This is a genomic window from Massilia sp. GCM10023247 (genome assembly GCF_042653325.1).
Lineage (GTDB): Bacteria > Pseudomonadota > Gammaproteobacteria > Burkholderiales > Burkholderiaceae_D > Telluria.
Genome location: NZ_JBHSIB010000028.1, coordinates 1 through 14,728 on the forward strand (window position 1 = coordinate 1; position 14,728 = coordinate 14,728).

A 14,728-nucleotide genomic window follows, 5' to 3' on the forward strand; every position below is an offset into this window, starting at 1 on the left:
GAAGAAGGCCTGCGCTTCGCAATCCGCGAAGGCGGCCGTACCGTCGGCGCCGGCGTGGTTGCCAAGATCATTGCCTAAGCAATAAGTAGTTAGTAGTACCGAAGAGGTGGTGCCAACCACCTCTTCAAAAACATTCCCCACCATGCGCGCGTATGGTGTAGAATGCGCGATTCAGCTGAAGTCTTCGTAGGGGTGTAGCTCAATTGGCAGAGCGTCGGTCTCCAAAACCGAAGGTCGCGGGTTCGATTCCCTCCGCCCCTGCCACCGAATTCTGGTGCGCAGCACCGAAAGTAAAGAAGAATGTCTAATCAATCCGTGCAAACCGTAAGCACCTCGAATGACAAGTTTAAGGTGATCCTGGCGGTGGTTGCCGCGATTGCAGGCGTAATCGGGTTCTTTTACCTGAAAGGCCAGAACAAACCAGCCTTGGTCGCCGGCGGCGCCCTGATGGCTGGTTTAGTTTTTGCCGTCCTGCTTTTGTGGACCTCCACCTCTGGCCGCGAGTTCCTCAGCTTCGGCAAAGAATCCGTTCGCGAAGTCAAGAAGGTGGTCTGGCCGACCCGCAAGGAAGCGACCTCGATCACCATGATCGTGTTCGGCTTTGTGGTCGTGATGGCGATCTTCCTGTGGGGCACGGACAAGCTGTTGGAATTCCTGTTGTACGACCTGGTCCTGGGGTGGAAATAAAAATGAGCGATAACGTGCAAGATAATGCGCCGGACGAAGTTCCGGCGTCTGACGCTGGTGCGCCGGCGGCCGCCGCTCCTGTGAGCGTCCCGGTCAGCAACAAGCGCTGGTACGTCGTTCACGTCTACTCGGGCATGGAAAAGAGCGTCATGCGCGCCCTGACCGAGCGCATCGAGCGCGCCGGCATGAGCGAGCAGTTCGGCCAGATCCTGGTCCCGACCGAAGAAGTCGTGGAAGTCAAGAACGGCAGCAAATCGGTCACCGAGCGCCGCTTCTTCCCCGGCTACGTGCTGGTCGAGATGGAAATGACGGACGAGACCTGGCACCTGGTGAAAAACACCAGCAAGGTCACCGGCTTCATCGGCGGCAAATCGAACAAGCCGACCCCGATTCCCGCGCGCGAGATCGACAAGATCATGCAGCAGGTCCAGGAAGGCGTCGAGAAGCCACGGCCGAAAGTGCTGTACGAAGTGGGCGAGCAGGTCCGGATCAAGGAAGGCCCGTTCACCGACTTCAACGGCAACGTCGAGGAAGTGAATTACGAAAAATCGAAGGTGCGTGTGACTGTCACCATCTTCGGCCGCGCAACTCCGGTGGAACTGGAGTTCGGGCAGGTAGAAAAAGTTTAAAACGCAATAATCGGAGCGTCGCAGCAGCAAGGCGGAATCCGGTAAGAGGAGCCCCGCCGAGCCGGTAGTAACGCCGCGGTGGGGCGCTACTACTCAAAGCAACCAAGGAGCCATCATGGCCAAGAAGATTATTGGTTTTATCAAGCTGCAAGTGGCAGCTGGTAAAGCAAACCCATCCCCACCGATCGGTCCAGCACTCGGTCAGCGCGGCCTGAACATCATGGAATTCTGCAAGGCGTTCAACGCCCAGACCCAGGGTCTCGAGCCAGGCATGCCGATTCCGGTCGTGATCACCGCCTTTGCCGACAAGTCCTTCACCTTCGTGATGAAGACCCCACCGGCAACCTACCTGATCAAGAAAGCCGCTGGCATCACCAAGGGTTCGCCGAAGCCACATACCGACAAGGTTGGCACGCTGACCCGTGCACAGGCTGAAGAAATCGCAAAAACCAAGCAGCCGGACCTGACCGCTGCCGACATGGACGCCGCTGTGCGTATCATCGCCGGCTCGGCACGTTCGATGGGCATCACGGTGGAGGGTGTGTAATGGCTAAGCTGTCCAAGCGCGTCAAAGAAATGAAAGCGAAAGTCGACCGTAACAAGGTCTACGCCTTCGACAACGCACTGTCGATCGTCAAGGAATTCGCAACCGCCAAGTTCAACGAGTCGATCGACGTCGCCGTTCAACTGGGCGTGGATCCGAAGAAGTCGGACCAGGTCGTTCGTGGTTCGGTCGTCCTGCCAGCAGGCACCGGCAAGGAAGTGCGCGTCGCCGTCTTCGCCTCGGGCGAAAAGGCTGAAGCCGCTAAAGCCGCAGGCGCCGACATCGTCGGCATGGAAGACCTGGCAGAGCGCGTCAAAGCCGGCGACATGCCGTTCGACGTCGTCATCGCCTCGCCTGACACCATGCGTATCGTCGGTACCCTGGGCCAGATCCTGGGCCCACGCGGCCTGATGCCTAACCCGAAGGTCGGCACCGTCACCCCTGACGTCGCTGGCGCGGTCCGTAACGCCAAAGCCGGTCAGGTCCAGTACCGTACCGACAAGTCGGGCATCATCCACGCGACCATCGGCCGCAAGTCGTTCAACGACGCCGACCTGAAGGCCAACCTGGCTGCCCTGATCGACGCACTGAACAAGGCCAAGCCGGCCACCTCGAAGGGCGTGTACCTGCGCAAGGTCGCGATCTCGTCGACCATGGGCGCCGGCGTCCGTGTCGATCACGCTTCGATCGCCGCTTAAACAAGTTTCAAGAATCAAGTCCTCGCAAAGCATCAGCGGGGCGCATCTTTGGGCTGCCGGAGCAGGAACACCGCTCCGGCAGGCAATCAAAGACCGTTGGGCCGAATGCATCAGGTAGGCAGGAGGTTAAACCCCCACCCAACGCAGATGGTGTACCCGAACAAGTTTTGTAGTCCATGCTGCGTGAATTCATCCGCGTTAGTTTGACTTCTTAACTTCGGACGCCGTGTTCGAACCGATGCGAACGCTTTTGTTCGCATTAATTAAGGAGATTGACCGTGGGTCTTAATCTGAATGACAAAAAGGCCGTCGTCGAAGAAGTGAGCGCGAAAGTAGCAACCGCGCAAACGATCGTCGTGGCCGAGTACCGTGGCATCCAGGTTAGTCACTTGACCAAACTCCGTGCAGCCGCGCGCTCGCAGGGTGTGTACCTGCGTGTTCTGAAGAACACGCTGGCACGCCGCTCTGTCGAAGGCACGCAGTTTGCCCCACTGGCTGACGCCATGACCGGTCCGCTGATCTACTCGATCTCGGACGACGCCGTTGCAGCAGCGAAAGTCATCAACGACTTCGCCAAAACCAACGACAAGCTGGTCGTGAAAGCCGGTAACTACGCAGGTAAGCAGCTCGACGTAGCTGGCGTTACCGCGTTGGCAAGCATTCCGTCGCGTGAAGTCCTCATCTCGCAGCTGTTGGGCGTGATGCTGGCTCCGGTGTCGGGCTTTGCACGTGGCTTGGCTGCCCTGGCAGCGAAAAAAGGCGAAGGTTCGGAAGCTGCTCCTGCAGCCGAAGAAACCGCTGCAGCGTAAGCGCAGCCTTTTTTCTCAAGTAACTGATCTGTACTACAAACACACACAAATCTGGAGTTTCAAATGGCAATTAGCAAAGACGATATCCTGAACGCAGTGAGCGAAATGTCCGTCATGGACCTGAACGAACTGGTCAAGGCATTCGAAGAGAAGTTCGGCGTGTCGGCAGCTGCAATGGCAGCACCGGCAGCTGGCGGCGGCGCTGCTGCTGCTGCTGCTGAAGAGCAGACCGAGTTCAACCTGGTCCTGTCGGAAGTCGGCGCGAACAAGGTCGGCGTCATCAAGGCCGTCCGTGAAATCACCGGCCTGGGCCTGAAGGAAGCCAAAGACGTGGTCGACGGCGCACCGAAGACCGTGAAAGAAGCCATGCCGAAAGCTGACGCTGAAGCCGCCAAGAAGAAGCTGGAAGACGCTGGCGCCAAGGCCGAGCTGAAGTAATAAAAAGCAAAGGGCGCCGCACGGCGCCCGGAGCCGGAGTCAAAGCTTGCAAACCCCGCCGGAAGGTGGGGTTGCGGCTTTGGCTCTTTTGTCGTCCCTGCGGCAAACGCAGCATCCCGGCAAGCAGTATCGACTCAGCAGCACCGCAATAATCGTAGCACAGCAGTACGCTTGTCCTTTTCATCTGGCGGAACAGTAAGAGACTTGAGGCCTTGTATGTGGTCGTCCCACCACTGGCAATCCCTGAATTCTCATCCTTTCTGTCACTCACGGAGTGTCCATGCACTACTCATTTACTGAGAAGAAACGCATTCGCAAGTCGTTCGCGAAGCGCGCCAACGTTCACAACGTTCCATACCTTCTGGCTACCCAGCTCGAATCCTACGAGAACTTCCTGCAAGCGGACGCCGGTCCTTCCGCGCGCAAGAACGAAGGCCTGCAGTCGGCTTTCAGCTCGATCTTCCCGATCGTGTCGCACAACGGCTTCGCTCGCCTCGAATTCCTGTCCTACGTGCTGGGCGACCCCGCGTTTGACGTCAAGGAATGCCAACAGCGTGGCCTGACCTTTGCCTCCCCACTGCGCGCCAAAGTGCGCCTGGTGATCCTGGACAAGGAATCGCCGACCAAGCCGGTCGTCAAGGAAATGAAAGAGCAGGAAGTGTACATGGGCGAATTGCCGCTCATGACCGCCAATGGTTCGTTCGTCATCAACGGCACCGAACGCGTGATCGTCTCGCAGCTGCACCGCTCGCCGGGCGTGTTCTTCGAACACGACCGCGGCAAGACGCACTCGTCGGGCAAGCTGCTCTTCTCGGCACGTATCATCCCTTACCGCGGCTCGTGGCTGGACTTCGAGTTCGACCCGAAAGACATCCTGTTCTTCCGCGTCGACCGCCGCCGCAAGATGCCGGTGACGATCCTGCTGAAGGCCATTGGCATGACGCCGGAACAGATCCTGGCGAACTTCTTCGTGTTCGACAACTTCACCCTGCGCTCGGAAGGCGGGGAAATCGAATTCGTGTCCGAGCGACTGCGCGGCGAAGTCGCGCGCTTCGACATCGTCGATCCGAAGACCGGCAAGACCATCGTGACCAAGGACAAGCGCATCAATGCCAAGCATGTGCGCGACATCGAAGCGGCCGGCATCAAGGCCATCTCGGTACCGGAAGACTACCTGATCGGCCGTATCCTGGCCCGCAACATCGTTGACGCGGACACCGGCGAGATCATCGCCAACGCCAACGACGAGCTGACCGACGAGCTGCTGGGCAAGCTGCGCGATGCCGACGTCGACGCCATCCAGACCCTGTACACGAACGACCTGGACCAGGGCGGCTACATCTCGCAGACCCTGCGCACCGACGACACCGCCGACCAGATGGCCGCGCGCGTGGCGATCTACCGCATGATGCGTCCTGGCGAACCGCCGACCGAAGAGTCGGTCGAAGCCCTGTTCAACGGCCTGTTCTACAGCCCTGAGCGCTACGACCTGTCGGCCGTCGGCCGCATGAAGTTCAACCGCCGCATCGGCCGCGACGAGCTGGTCGGCGCGATGACCCTGTCGAACGACGACATCCTGGCCGTGATCAAGATCCTGGTCGAGCTGCGCAATGGCCGCGGCGAAGTCGACGACATCGATCACCTGGGTAACCGCCGCGTGCGTTGCGTGGGCGAACTGGCCGAAAACCAGTTCCGCGCAGGCCTGGTGCGTGTCGAGCGTGCCGTCAAGGAACGCCTCGGCCAGGCCGAAGCGGACAACCTGATGCCGCACGACCTGATCAACAGCAAGCCGATCTCGGCCGCGATCCGCGAATTCTTCGGTTCGTCGCAGCTGTCGCAGTTCATGGACCAGACCAACCCGCTGTCGGAAATCACGCACAAGCGCCGTGTTTCCGCCCTCGGCCCTGGCGGCCTGACCCGCGAACGCGCCGGCTTCGAGGTGCGCGACGTGCACCCGACCCACTACGGCCGCGTGTGCCCGATCGAAACGCCTGAAGGCCCGAACATCGGCCTGATCAACTCGCTGGCTCTGTACGCCCGCCTGAACGAATACGGCTTCCTGGAAACCCCGTACCGCAAGGTCGAAGGCTCCAAGGTCACCGACAAGATCGACTACCTGTCCGCCATCGAAGAAGGCCGCTACATCATCGCCCAGGCGAACGCAGCGATCAACGAAGAAGGCCAGCTGGTCGACGAACTGGTCTCGGCACGTGAAGCCGGCGAAACCATCCTCGTGTCGCCGGAACGCATCCAGTACATGGACGTGGCGCCTGGCCAGATCGTCTCGGTCGCAGCGTCCCTGATTCCGTTCCTCGAGCACGATGACGCGAACCGTGCACTGATGGGCGCCAACATGCAGCGCCAGGCCGTTCCTTGCCTGCGTCCTGAAAAGGCGCTGGTCGGTACCGGTATCGAGCGCACCGTCGCGGTCGACTCGGGCACCACCGTGCAGGCCGTGCGTGGCGGCGTCGTCGATTACATCGACGCCGGCCGTGTGGTTATTCGTGTCAACGACGACGAGGCGCAAGCCGGCGAAGTCGGTGTCGACATCTACAACCTGATCAAGTACACCCGTTCGAACCAGAACACCAACATCAACCAGCGTCCGATCGTGCAGGTTGGCGACCGCGTTGCCCGTGGCGACGTGATTGCCGACGGCGCATCGACCGACCTGGGCGAATTGGCACTGGGCCAGAACATGCTCGTCGCCTTCATGCCGTGGAACGGCCTGAACTTCGAGGACTCGATCCTGATCTCGGAAAACGTCGTCAAGGACGACCGTTACACCTCGATCCACATCGAAGAGCTGTCGGTGGTCGCACGCGACACCAAGCTGGGCGCGGAAGAAATCACCCGCGACATCTCGAACCTGGCTGAAAACCAGCTGGCGCGCCTGGATGAATCGGGCATCGTCTATATCGGCGCGGAAGTCACCGCCGGCGACGTGCTGGTCGGTAAGGTCACGCCGAAGGGCGAAACCCAGCTGACGCCGGAAGAAAAGCTGCTGCGCGCGATCTTCGGCGAAAAAGCGTCGGACGTGAAAGACACCTCGCTGCGCGTGCCTTCGGGCATGGTCGGCACCGTGATCGACGTGCAAGTGTTTACTCGCGAAGGCATCACCCGCGACAAGCGCGCACAGCAGATCATCGACGACGAACTGAAGCGTTTCCGCCTGGACCTGAACGACCAGATGCGTATCGTGGAAGGCGACGCCTTCCAGCGTCTGGAGCGTATGCTGGTCGGCAAGGTCGTCAACGGCGGTCCGAAGAAGCTGGCGAAAGGTGCTGTCATCACGTCGGAATACCTGGCTGACCTGGACAAGTTCCACTGGTTCGACATCCGCCCGGCGGACGACGAATCGGCGAACGCGCTCGAAGCGATCAAGGAATCGATCAACGAGAAGCGTCACCAGTACGACCTGGCCTTCGAAGAGAAGCGCAAGAAGCTGACGCAAGGCGACGAGCTGCAGCCTGGCGTGCAGAAGATGGTCAAGGTCTACCTGGCCGTCAAGCGCCGCCTGCAGTCGGGCGACAAGATGGCGGGTCGTCACGGTAACAAGGGTGTGGTCTCGCGTATCGTGCCGGTCGAAGACATGCCGTTCATGGCCGATGGCACCCCTGCGGACGTCGTGCTGAACCCGCTGGGCGTTCCGTCGCGTATGAACGTCGGTCAGATCCTCGAAACCCACCTCGGTTGGGCGGCGAAGGGCCTGGGCCTGCGTATCGGCGAAATGCTGCAGAAGCAGGCAGCCGTCGAAGAAGTCCGTGGTTTCCTGGGCCAGATCTACAACGAGACGGGCAAGAAGGAAGACATCGACAGCTTCAGCGATGACGAGATCATGAACCTGGCAGGCAACCTGAAGAAGGGTGTGCCGTTCGCAACGCCGGTGTTCGACGGCGCGCACGAGTCGGAGATTCACCGCATGCTGGACCTGGCCTTCCCGGACGAGATCGCGACCCACCTGGGCATGACCCCGTCGAAGAACCAGGTCACCATGTACGACGGCCGCACCGGCGAAGCTTTCGAGCGCAAGGTCACCGTGGGCTACATGCACATGCTGAAACTGCACCACCTGGTCGACGACAAGATGCACGCGCGTTCGACCGGTCCGTACTCGCTGGTGACGCAGCAGCCGCTGGGCGGTAAAGCCCAGTTCGGTGGCCAGCGCTTCGGTGAGATGGAGGTGTGGGCACTGGAAGCCTACGGCGCATCGTACGTGCTGCAGGAAATGCTGACGGTGAAGTCGGACGACGTGAATGGCCGTACCAAGGTGTACGAGAACCTGGTCAAGGGCGACCACGTGATCGACGCCGGCATGCCTGAATCGTTCAACGTGCTGGTCAAGGAAATCCGCTCGCTGGGTATCGATATCGACCTCGAGCGTAACTAAGAAGCAGAGGAGGGGAGGCAAGGCTGAGCACATCGGCCTTGCTTTTCGGACGGGAGCCCCAAAGTACTTCCGTTCCCCTTTCGAAATGCCGCTTGGTTTGGAATGCAGTGTGTGAACAATGCCTTCCGAAATAGAAATTTAGTCACCTCTGGAGTGATACATGAAAGCACTGCTCGATCTATTCAAGCAAGTACAGCAAAATGAAAGTTTCGACGCCATCAAGATTGGCCTGGCGTCGCCTGAAAAAATTCGTTCGTGGTCGTTCGGTGAAGTCAAGAAACCCGAGACCATCAACTACCGTACCTTCAAGCCGGAGCGTGACGGCCTGTTCTGCGCCAAGATCTTTGGCCCGATCAAGGATTACGAGTGCCTGTGCGGTAAATACAAGCGCCTGAAGCACCGCGGCGTGATCTGCGAAAAGTGCGGCGTCGAAGTCACGCTGGCCAAGGTGCGCCGTGAGCGCATGGGCCACATCGAACTGGCTTCGCCAACCGCGCACATCTGGTTCCTGAAGTCGCTGCCGTCGCGCCTGGGCATGGTCCTGGACATGACGCTGCGCGATATCGAACGCGTCCTGTACTTCGAAGCATATGTCGTGACCGATCCTGGCATGACCCCGCTCAAGAAGTGCCAGATCATGTCGGAAGACGACTACGCCGCCAAGTACGAAGAGTACGGCGACGACTTCACCGCCTACATGGGCGCCGAAGGTATCCGTGAACTGCTGCGCTCGATCGACATCCACCGCGATGCCGAAGCCCTGCGCGTGGAACTGAAGGAATCGAAGTCCGAAGCCAAGATCAAGAAATACGCCAAGCGCCTGAAAGTGCTCGAGGCATTCCAGCGTTCGGGCATCAAGCCTGACTGGATGATCATGGAAGTGCTCCCGGTCCTGCCGCCGGAGCTGCGTCCGCTCGTCCCGCTGGACGGCGGCCGTTTCGCGACCTCCGACCTGAACGACCTGTATCGCCGCGTCATCAACCGTAATAACCGCCTGAAGCGCCTGATGGAACTGCGCGCTCCAGAGATCATTACGCGTAACGAAAAGCGCATGCTGCAGGAAGCAGTCGACTCGCTGCTGGACAACGGCCGTCGCGGCAAAGCGATGACCGGCGCCAACAAGCGTCCGCTGAAGTCGCTGGCCGAGATGATCAAGGGTAAGGGCGGCCGTTTCCGTCAGAACCTGCTGGGCAAGCGCGTCGACTACTCGGGCCGTTCGGTCATCGTGGTCGGTCCGCAGCTGAAACTGCACCAGTGCGGCCTGCCGAAGCTGATGGCCCTGGAACTGTTCAAGCCGTTCATCTTCAACAAGCTCGAACTGATGGGTCTGGCAACGACCATCAAGGCGGCCAAGAAACTGGTCGAAATCCAGGAACCGGTGGTCTGGGACATCCTCGAAGATGTCATCAAAGAACACCCGGTCATGCTGAACCGTGCACCAACCCTGCACCGTCTCGGTATCCAGGCGTTCGAGCCAGTCCTGATCGAAGGTAAAGCGATCCAGCTGCACCCGCTGGTCTGCGCGGCGTTCAACGCCGACTTCGACGGTGACCAGATGGCAGTCCACGTGCCGCTGTCGATCGAAGCGCAGATGGAAGCGCGTACCCTGATGCTGGCGTCGAACAACATCCTGTTCCCGTCGAACGGCGAGCCGTCGATCGTGCCGTCGCAGGATATCGTGCTCGGTCTGTACTACGCGACCCGCGAGGCGATCAACGCCAAGGGCGAGGGCATGCTGTTCCCGGACGTGTCGGAAGTGCTGCGCGCGTACGACAACAAGGAAGTCGAACTGGCGACCCGCATCACCGTGCGTATCGTCGAGTACCCGCGCGTTGCCGGTACCGATGAGTTCGAGCGTACCGTCACCCGTTACGAGACCACCGTCGGCCGTGCAATTCTCTCCGAGATCCTGCCGAAGGGCCTGCCATTCTCGGTGCTGAACCGCGCCCTGAAGAAGAAGGAAATCTCGAAGCTGATCAACACGTCGTTCCGCAAGTGCGGCCTGCGTGCGACCGTCGTGTTTGCCGACAAGCTGATGCAGTCGGGCTTCCGCCTGGCAACGCGCGCCGGTATCTCGATCGCCGTCGACGACATGCTGATCCCGGACGTCAAGAAGGGCATGATCGCGACCGCCGAAGCGGAAGTGAAGCAGATCGAGCAGCAGTACGCTTCGGGTCTGGTCACCGCCGGCGAGCGTTACAACAAGGTCGTCGACATCTGGGGCAAGACCTCCGATGAAGTCGGCAAGGCGATGATGGACCAGCTGAAAGTGGAACCGGTCACCAAGCGTGACGGCACCGAAGGCACCCAGGAATCGTTCAACGCGATTTACATGATGGCCGACTCGGGCGCCCGTGGTTCGGCAGCCCAGATTCGCCAGTTGGCGGGTATGCGAGGCCTGATGGCCAAGCCGGACGGTTCGATTATCGAAACGCCGATTACCGCGAACTTCCGCGAAGGCCTGAACGTGTTGCAGTACTTCATCTCGACGCACGGCGCCCGTAAGGGTCTGGCCGACACCGCGCTGAAGACGGCAAACTCGGGTTACCTGACCCGCCGCCTGGTCGACGTGACCCAGGATCTGGTGGTGATCGAGGACGATTGCGGCACGACCAACGGCACCCACATGAAGGCGATGGTCGAAGGTGGTGAAGTCATCGAAGCCCTGCGCGACCGTATCCTCGGCCGCGTGACCGGCACCGATGTCGTCAACCCTGAAACCCAGGAAACCCTGTTCGAAGCCGGCACGCTGCTGGACGAAGACATGGTCGAAGAGATCGAGCGCGTCGGCATCGACGAAGTCAAGGTCCGCACCCCGCTGAACTGCGACACGCGCTACGGCCTGTGCGCCAAGTGCTACGGCCGTGACCTCGGCCGCGGCATGCTGGTCAACAGCGGCGAAGCAGTCGGCGTCGTGGCAGCCCAGTCGATCGGTGAGCCGGGTACCCAGCTGACCATGCGTACCTTCCACATCGGTGGTGCGGCATCGCGTGCGGCAGTGGCCTCGTCGGTCGAAGCCAAGTCGAACGGCACGATCCGCTTCACGGCGACGATGCGTTACGTCACCAACGGCAAGGGTTCGCAGATCGTCATCTCGCGTTCGGGCGAAGTCCTGATCACGGACGACCATGGCCGCGAGCGCGAGCGCCACAAGGTGCCGTACGGTGCGACCCTGATCGTCAAGGATGGCCAGCAAGTCAAGGCCGGTACGGCCCTGGCAACCTGGGATCCGCTGACCCGTCCGATCATTACCGAGTACGCCGGTACGATCCGCTTCGAGAACGTGGAAGAGGGCGTCACCGTTGCACGTCAGGTCGACGAAGTGACCGGTCTGTCGACCCTGGTCGCGATCGATCCGAAGCGCCGCGGTTCCGGTAAAGTGCTGCGTCCGCAGGTCAAGCTGCTCAACGAGCAGAACCAGGAAGTCAAGATCGCCGGCACCGAACACGCCGTGACGATCGGTTTCCAGGTCGGCTCGCTGATCATGGTCAAGGACGGTCAGCAAGTTTCGGTGGGTGAAGTGCTGGCACGTATCCCGACCGAATCGCAGAAGACCCGTGACATTACCGGTGGTCTGCCACGCGTTGCCGAGCTGTTCGAAGCACGTTCGCCGAAAGACGCGGGCATGCTGGCCGAAGTCACCGGTACCGTCGCCTTCGGTAAGGAAACCAAGGGCAAGCAGCGTCTGGAAATCACGGACATGGACGGCAACAAGCACGAGTTCCTGATCACCAAGGACAAGCAAGTGCTGGTCCACGACGGTCAAGTCGTGAACAAGGGCGAGATGATCGTCGACGGTCCGGCCGACCCGCAAGACATCCTGCGCCTGCTGGGTATCGAAGCGCTGGCCCGCTACATCGTCGACGAAGTGCAGGACGTCTACCGTCTGCAGGGCGTGAAGATCAACGACAAGCACATCGAAGTGATTGTTCGTCAGATGCTGCGCCGCGTGCAGATCGTGGAAGCCGGCGACACCGACTACATCGTCGGCGAGCAGGTCGAGCGTTCGGAGCTGCTGGAAGAGAACGACCGTATGGAAGCGGCAGGCAAACTGCCGGCAACCTACGAAAACGTGCTGCTGGGTATTACCAAGGCATCGCTGTCGACCGACTCCTTCATCTCGGCCGCCTCGTTCCAGGAAACCACCCGCGTGCTGACCGAAGCGGCGATCATGGGCAAGCGCGACGGCCTGCGCGGCCTGAAGGAAAACGTCATCGTCGGCCGCCTGATTCCTGGCGGTACCGGTCTGGCATTCCACCGCGCCCGCAAGGAGAAGGAAGTGTGGGAGGCGGAAGAGCGCCAGGCACTGCTGCAGCAGGAGAAGGCCAACATGGCTGCCGAACTGCAGGCGATGGAAGACCAGCAGAATGCTGCGGCTCCGGCTGAGCATCATGGGGATGGCGAGTAATCGTCTTCGCTAGTAGCTGCAAATGAGAACGGCACCCTGAGGGGTGCCGTTTTTTTTGCGCCATTGGTTCTGCCTGGCCGCGCCCGCCTAGCGGGCGCGGTCGGTTGGACACTTAAACCGCGCCGGCGCTGCGGACGCAACGGAAGCGGGGAATGCCTTGTCCCAGACCTTGAGGTCTCCCGGTTCCCGCCCAACGATGTCGCCGCTGAGGCCGACGTCGATCAGGAACAGAGTTGGGGGTTGCTCGCCGGGTTCGCAGCCGTCCATGCACTTGAGCCGGAAGACCATGCCGTACTTCTTCGGGACGCGCAACTCTGCCGACTGGCTGTAACCCGGCTCGAACATTCGCTGGTACAGCCGCTTCTTTCCCTCGGGCGTCAGGTCGAACCACTTGCTGCCGTCGACGGTCCACGGCTCCCAGCCGCCCGCCTTGAACTGGTTCTGCAGGTTTTCCAAGATCGCCACTGCCTGGTCGAAGGGGAGCTTGTCCAGCATCGGGGAAGTCGACACATCGGCAACCACGTTGTCCATGTAGCCAACCAGCGCGAACTTCGTCGGCGGCAACACGAAGCCGTGCTGTGGATCGTTGAAGCACAGGATGACGGCCGGTTCCGTGACGGCCGTCACCCCCGCCATGCCTGTGTCGGGTTCGGGGACAGCCGACCGTTGCATGACCGGGTAGGTGGACGCTTTGACCACTTCTTCGAAGCTTTGGCCGAGCCTGAACGACAAGATGGTCGGCGCTGGAGGCGGGGCCGACGCGTGCTGCCACATGCCAAACGCGAGCACCGCCGCAGCAAGCGCACATGCAAGCACGAGCGGGTGGCGTTTCATGCGACACCTCCGCCAGCGGCAATCTCGAGCAAGGATTCCTCGACACGAGGCCACTGCTGGCTTCTCAACAACGCGTCGAACCGGTCGGCGGCCTGGAGCACGAACTTCATCCGTTCCTCGACCACCCACAACTTCGCGCTTTTGAGGCGCGGGAACCAGGAGGTCCAGCCGTCTTTCGGTTTGCACTGCGCCGACAGGGTGAGCTGGATCTGCGTGTACACCCCGGACGGGAGTCCGATCGCCCAAGCGAACTGGTTCCTGGCGAGAGCCTCTTGCATCCGCGGGTCGTTGTAGAGGATTGCTTGCAGGACGTTCGCCTGCTCATGGCGAGCCAGAACCTGACGCTGCCGGCGGGACTCCCCGCCCCGATTTCCGCAAAGCCGCTTCTGATTTGCCCGAAGGGAAACCCGAACTTCAGGTATTTCTCGGCCTTCCACTCGACCGTCTTGCCAATGGCTTGCCTGTTGGTGAGGTAGGTTTCGAAGTCCTGCGGACCGCGCTCCCTATAGAAGCGGTGTAGCGGATAAATGTCGAGAAAGAGGTGCATGTTCGCGAAGCCCAGGCGCTCATGCATGTAGTCGGCGCCGGTCCGAATCGTCGTCGGCATCGCGCTCATGCCGGCCGCCTCGGTGCTGCTGCCCGCCCAGTGTACGACAGCCCTGAGCTCGTCCCTGTGCTTCTCCGACAGCTGCCGCGCATGAAGCAGGCCGCAGCCGACCTGCTTGGACGCGAACGCCGCGAGTCCAGCCCACTGGAAGCGGTTGCCCGCCAGCCACAGCTTTGCGTAAGCGGCGTTGATGCGCCTGTTGCGCTCGGTGTCGTCCTCTATGAAGGCGCCGTTCACCTTGATGATGTCCTCGGCCTCCTGCTGAAAAGTCCGCCACAGATGTTCGGGCGTCAACTGGTAACTGCCGATAGCTCTCTCCACTGTCGCGGCCGGCCCGACGAAGTAATGCAAGCGACATTCGCTCATTGGCTGCAGGTTGTAGCCGACGCCGATGCCGTGGTACTTGTGTTTAGGAAAATAGGGATTGGGATTGCCGGGGACGTAGGTACGAGGCATGGGCTGTTCGGATCGGGAAGCCGGCGGCGGCTGATCGAACCAATCTAGCCAGTGGCGAAGCTAGTAATATTGGGTCAGCGCAAGGGTGCCCACTGCCGGTTTCCTGCTCAGACCAGTTCAAGCTATCAAGCGATGGGCATCCGGCCCGAGCGGACCGTTTTGGCAAGGATCGAAAGTAGCTTTATTGCAACGGTCGCGCTACTATCAAACGCCGGACCGCCGACTTAC

10 protein-coding genes, 1 tRNA gene and 2 pseudogenes are annotated in these 14,728 nt (G+C 60.7%); 10 read left to right on the forward strand and 3 right to left on the reverse strand.

Annotation, left to right across the window (positions count from 1 at the left end; genetic code table 11):
- The 10 genes and pseudogenes from ACFPAH_RS22195 to rpoC all read left to right on the forward strand — a co-directional run.
- Positions 1-78, forward strand: a pseudogene (locus ACFPAH_RS22195) (elongation factor Tu); the annotation flags it as partial.
- A 110-nt stretch (positions 79-188) separates the two neighbouring features.
- Positions 189-264 (forward strand) — tRNA-Trp (locus ACFPAH_RS22200).
- A 36-nt stretch (positions 265-300) separates the two neighbouring features.
- Positions 301-687 carry a preprotein translocase subunit SecE gene (secE, locus tag ACFPAH_RS22205; RefSeq protein ID WP_379749687.1) on the forward strand — a complete coding sequence of 129 codons (387 nt, stop codon included), beginning with the start codon at positions 301-303 and terminating at the stop codon, positions 685-687.
- Positions 688-689: 2 nt separating this feature from the next.
- Positions 690-1,316 (forward strand): transcription termination/antitermination protein NusG, encoded by a 627-nt coding sequence (gene nusG / locus ACFPAH_RS22210; protein WP_379749689.1) that lies wholly within the window; start codon positions 690-692, stop codon positions 1,314-1,316.
- Positions 1,317-1,431: 115 nt separating this feature from the next.
- Entirely contained in the window at positions 1,432-1,863 is a 432-nt protein-coding gene (gene rplK, locus ACFPAH_RS22215; RefSeq protein WP_379749691.1) for a 50S ribosomal protein L11, read from the forward strand.
- Positions 1,863-2,558, forward strand: coding sequence for a 50S ribosomal protein L1 (gene rplA / locus ACFPAH_RS22220; RefSeq protein ID WP_379749693.1), 696 nt, complete (start codon positions 1,863-1,865; stop codon positions 2,556-2,558). Before rplK ends, rplA begins: the two co-directional genes overlap by 1 nt.
- A 278-nt stretch (positions 2,559-2,836) precedes the next feature.
- The gene (rplJ, locus tag ACFPAH_RS22225; RefSeq protein WP_136222033.1) at positions 2,837-3,367 is read left to right on the forward strand and encodes a 50S ribosomal protein L10; all 531 of its coding nucleotides are present in this window, start codon (positions 2,837-2,839) and stop codon (positions 3,365-3,367) included.
- 63 nt (positions 3,368-3,430) lie between these two features.
- Positions 3,431-3,805, forward strand: coding sequence for a 50S ribosomal protein L7/L12 (rplL, locus tag ACFPAH_RS22230; RefSeq protein ID WP_379749695.1), 375 nt, complete (start codon positions 3,431-3,433; stop codon positions 3,803-3,805).
- Positions 3,806-4,085: 280 nt separating this feature from the next.
- The gene (gene rpoB, locus ACFPAH_RS22235) at positions 4,086-8,195 is read left to right on the forward strand and encodes a DNA-directed RNA polymerase subunit beta (RefSeq protein WP_379749697.1); all 4,110 of its coding nucleotides are present in this window, start codon (positions 4,086-4,088) and stop codon (positions 8,193-8,195) included.
- 160 nt (positions 8,196-8,355) lie between these two features.
- On the forward strand, positions 8,356-12,603 hold the full coding sequence (gene rpoC / locus ACFPAH_RS22240) for a DNA-directed RNA polymerase subunit beta' (protein WP_379749699.1): 4,248 nt from the start codon (positions 8,356-8,358) through the stop codon (positions 12,601-12,603).
- An 87-nt stretch (positions 12,604-12,690) separates the two neighbouring features.
- On the opposite strand, the gene ACFPAH_RS22245 is transcribed toward rpoC, so the two are convergent.
- The 3 genes and pseudogenes from ACFPAH_RS22245 to ACFPAH_RS22255 all read right to left on the reverse strand — a co-directional run.
- On the reverse strand, positions 12,691-13,437 hold the full coding sequence (locus ACFPAH_RS22245) for a hypothetical protein (RefSeq protein WP_379749701.1): 747 nt from the start codon (positions 13,435-13,437) through the stop codon (positions 12,691-12,693).
- The gene (locus ACFPAH_RS22250; protein ID WP_379749735.1) at positions 13,434-13,874 is read right to left on the reverse strand and encodes a DUF2515 family protein; all 441 of its coding nucleotides are present in this window, start codon (positions 13,872-13,874) and stop codon (positions 13,434-13,436) included. The genes ACFPAH_RS22245 and ACFPAH_RS22250 overlap by 4 nt, the downstream gene beginning before the upstream one ends.
- Positions 13,853-14,500, reverse strand: a pseudogene (locus tag ACFPAH_RS22255) (DUF2515 family protein); the annotation flags it as partial. The gene ACFPAH_RS22250 and the pseudogene ACFPAH_RS22255, both read right to left, overlap by 22 nt.
- Between the last annotated feature and the right edge of the window lie 228 nt (positions 14,501-14,728).

What these genes read in the sequence shown, in the direction of transcription:
- rplL (WP_379749695.1), top strand. Translation starts at nt 3,431, where the DNA reads ATGGCAATTAGCAAAGACGATATCCTGAACGCAGTGAGCGAAATGTCC.
- secE (WP_379749687.1), top strand. Translation starts at nt 301, where the DNA reads ATGTCTAATCAATCCGTGCAAACCGTAAGCACCTCGAATGACAAGTTT.
- rplK (WP_379749691.1), top strand. Translation starts at nt 1,432, where the DNA reads ATGGCCAAGAAGATTATTGGTTTTATCAAGCTGCAAGTGGCAGCTGGT.
- ACFPAH_RS22245 (WP_379749701.1), bottom strand. Translation starts at nt 13,437, where the DNA reads ATGAAACGCCACCCGCTCGTGCTTGCATGTGCGCTTGCTGCGGCGGTG.
- nusG (WP_379749689.1), top strand. Translation starts at nt 690, where the DNA reads ATGAGCGATAACGTGCAAGATAATGCGCCGGACGAAGTTCCGGCGTCT.
- rpoC (WP_379749699.1), top strand. Translation starts at nt 8,356, where the DNA reads ATGAAAGCACTGCTCGATCTATTCAAGCAAGTACAGCAAAATGAAAGT.
- rplA (WP_379749693.1), top strand. Translation starts at nt 1,863, where the DNA reads ATGGCTAAGCTGTCCAAGCGCGTCAAAGAAATGAAAGCGAAAGTCGAC.
- rpoB (WP_379749697.1), top strand. Translation starts at nt 4,086, where the DNA reads ATGCACTACTCATTTACTGAGAAGAAACGCATTCGCAAGTCGTTCGCG.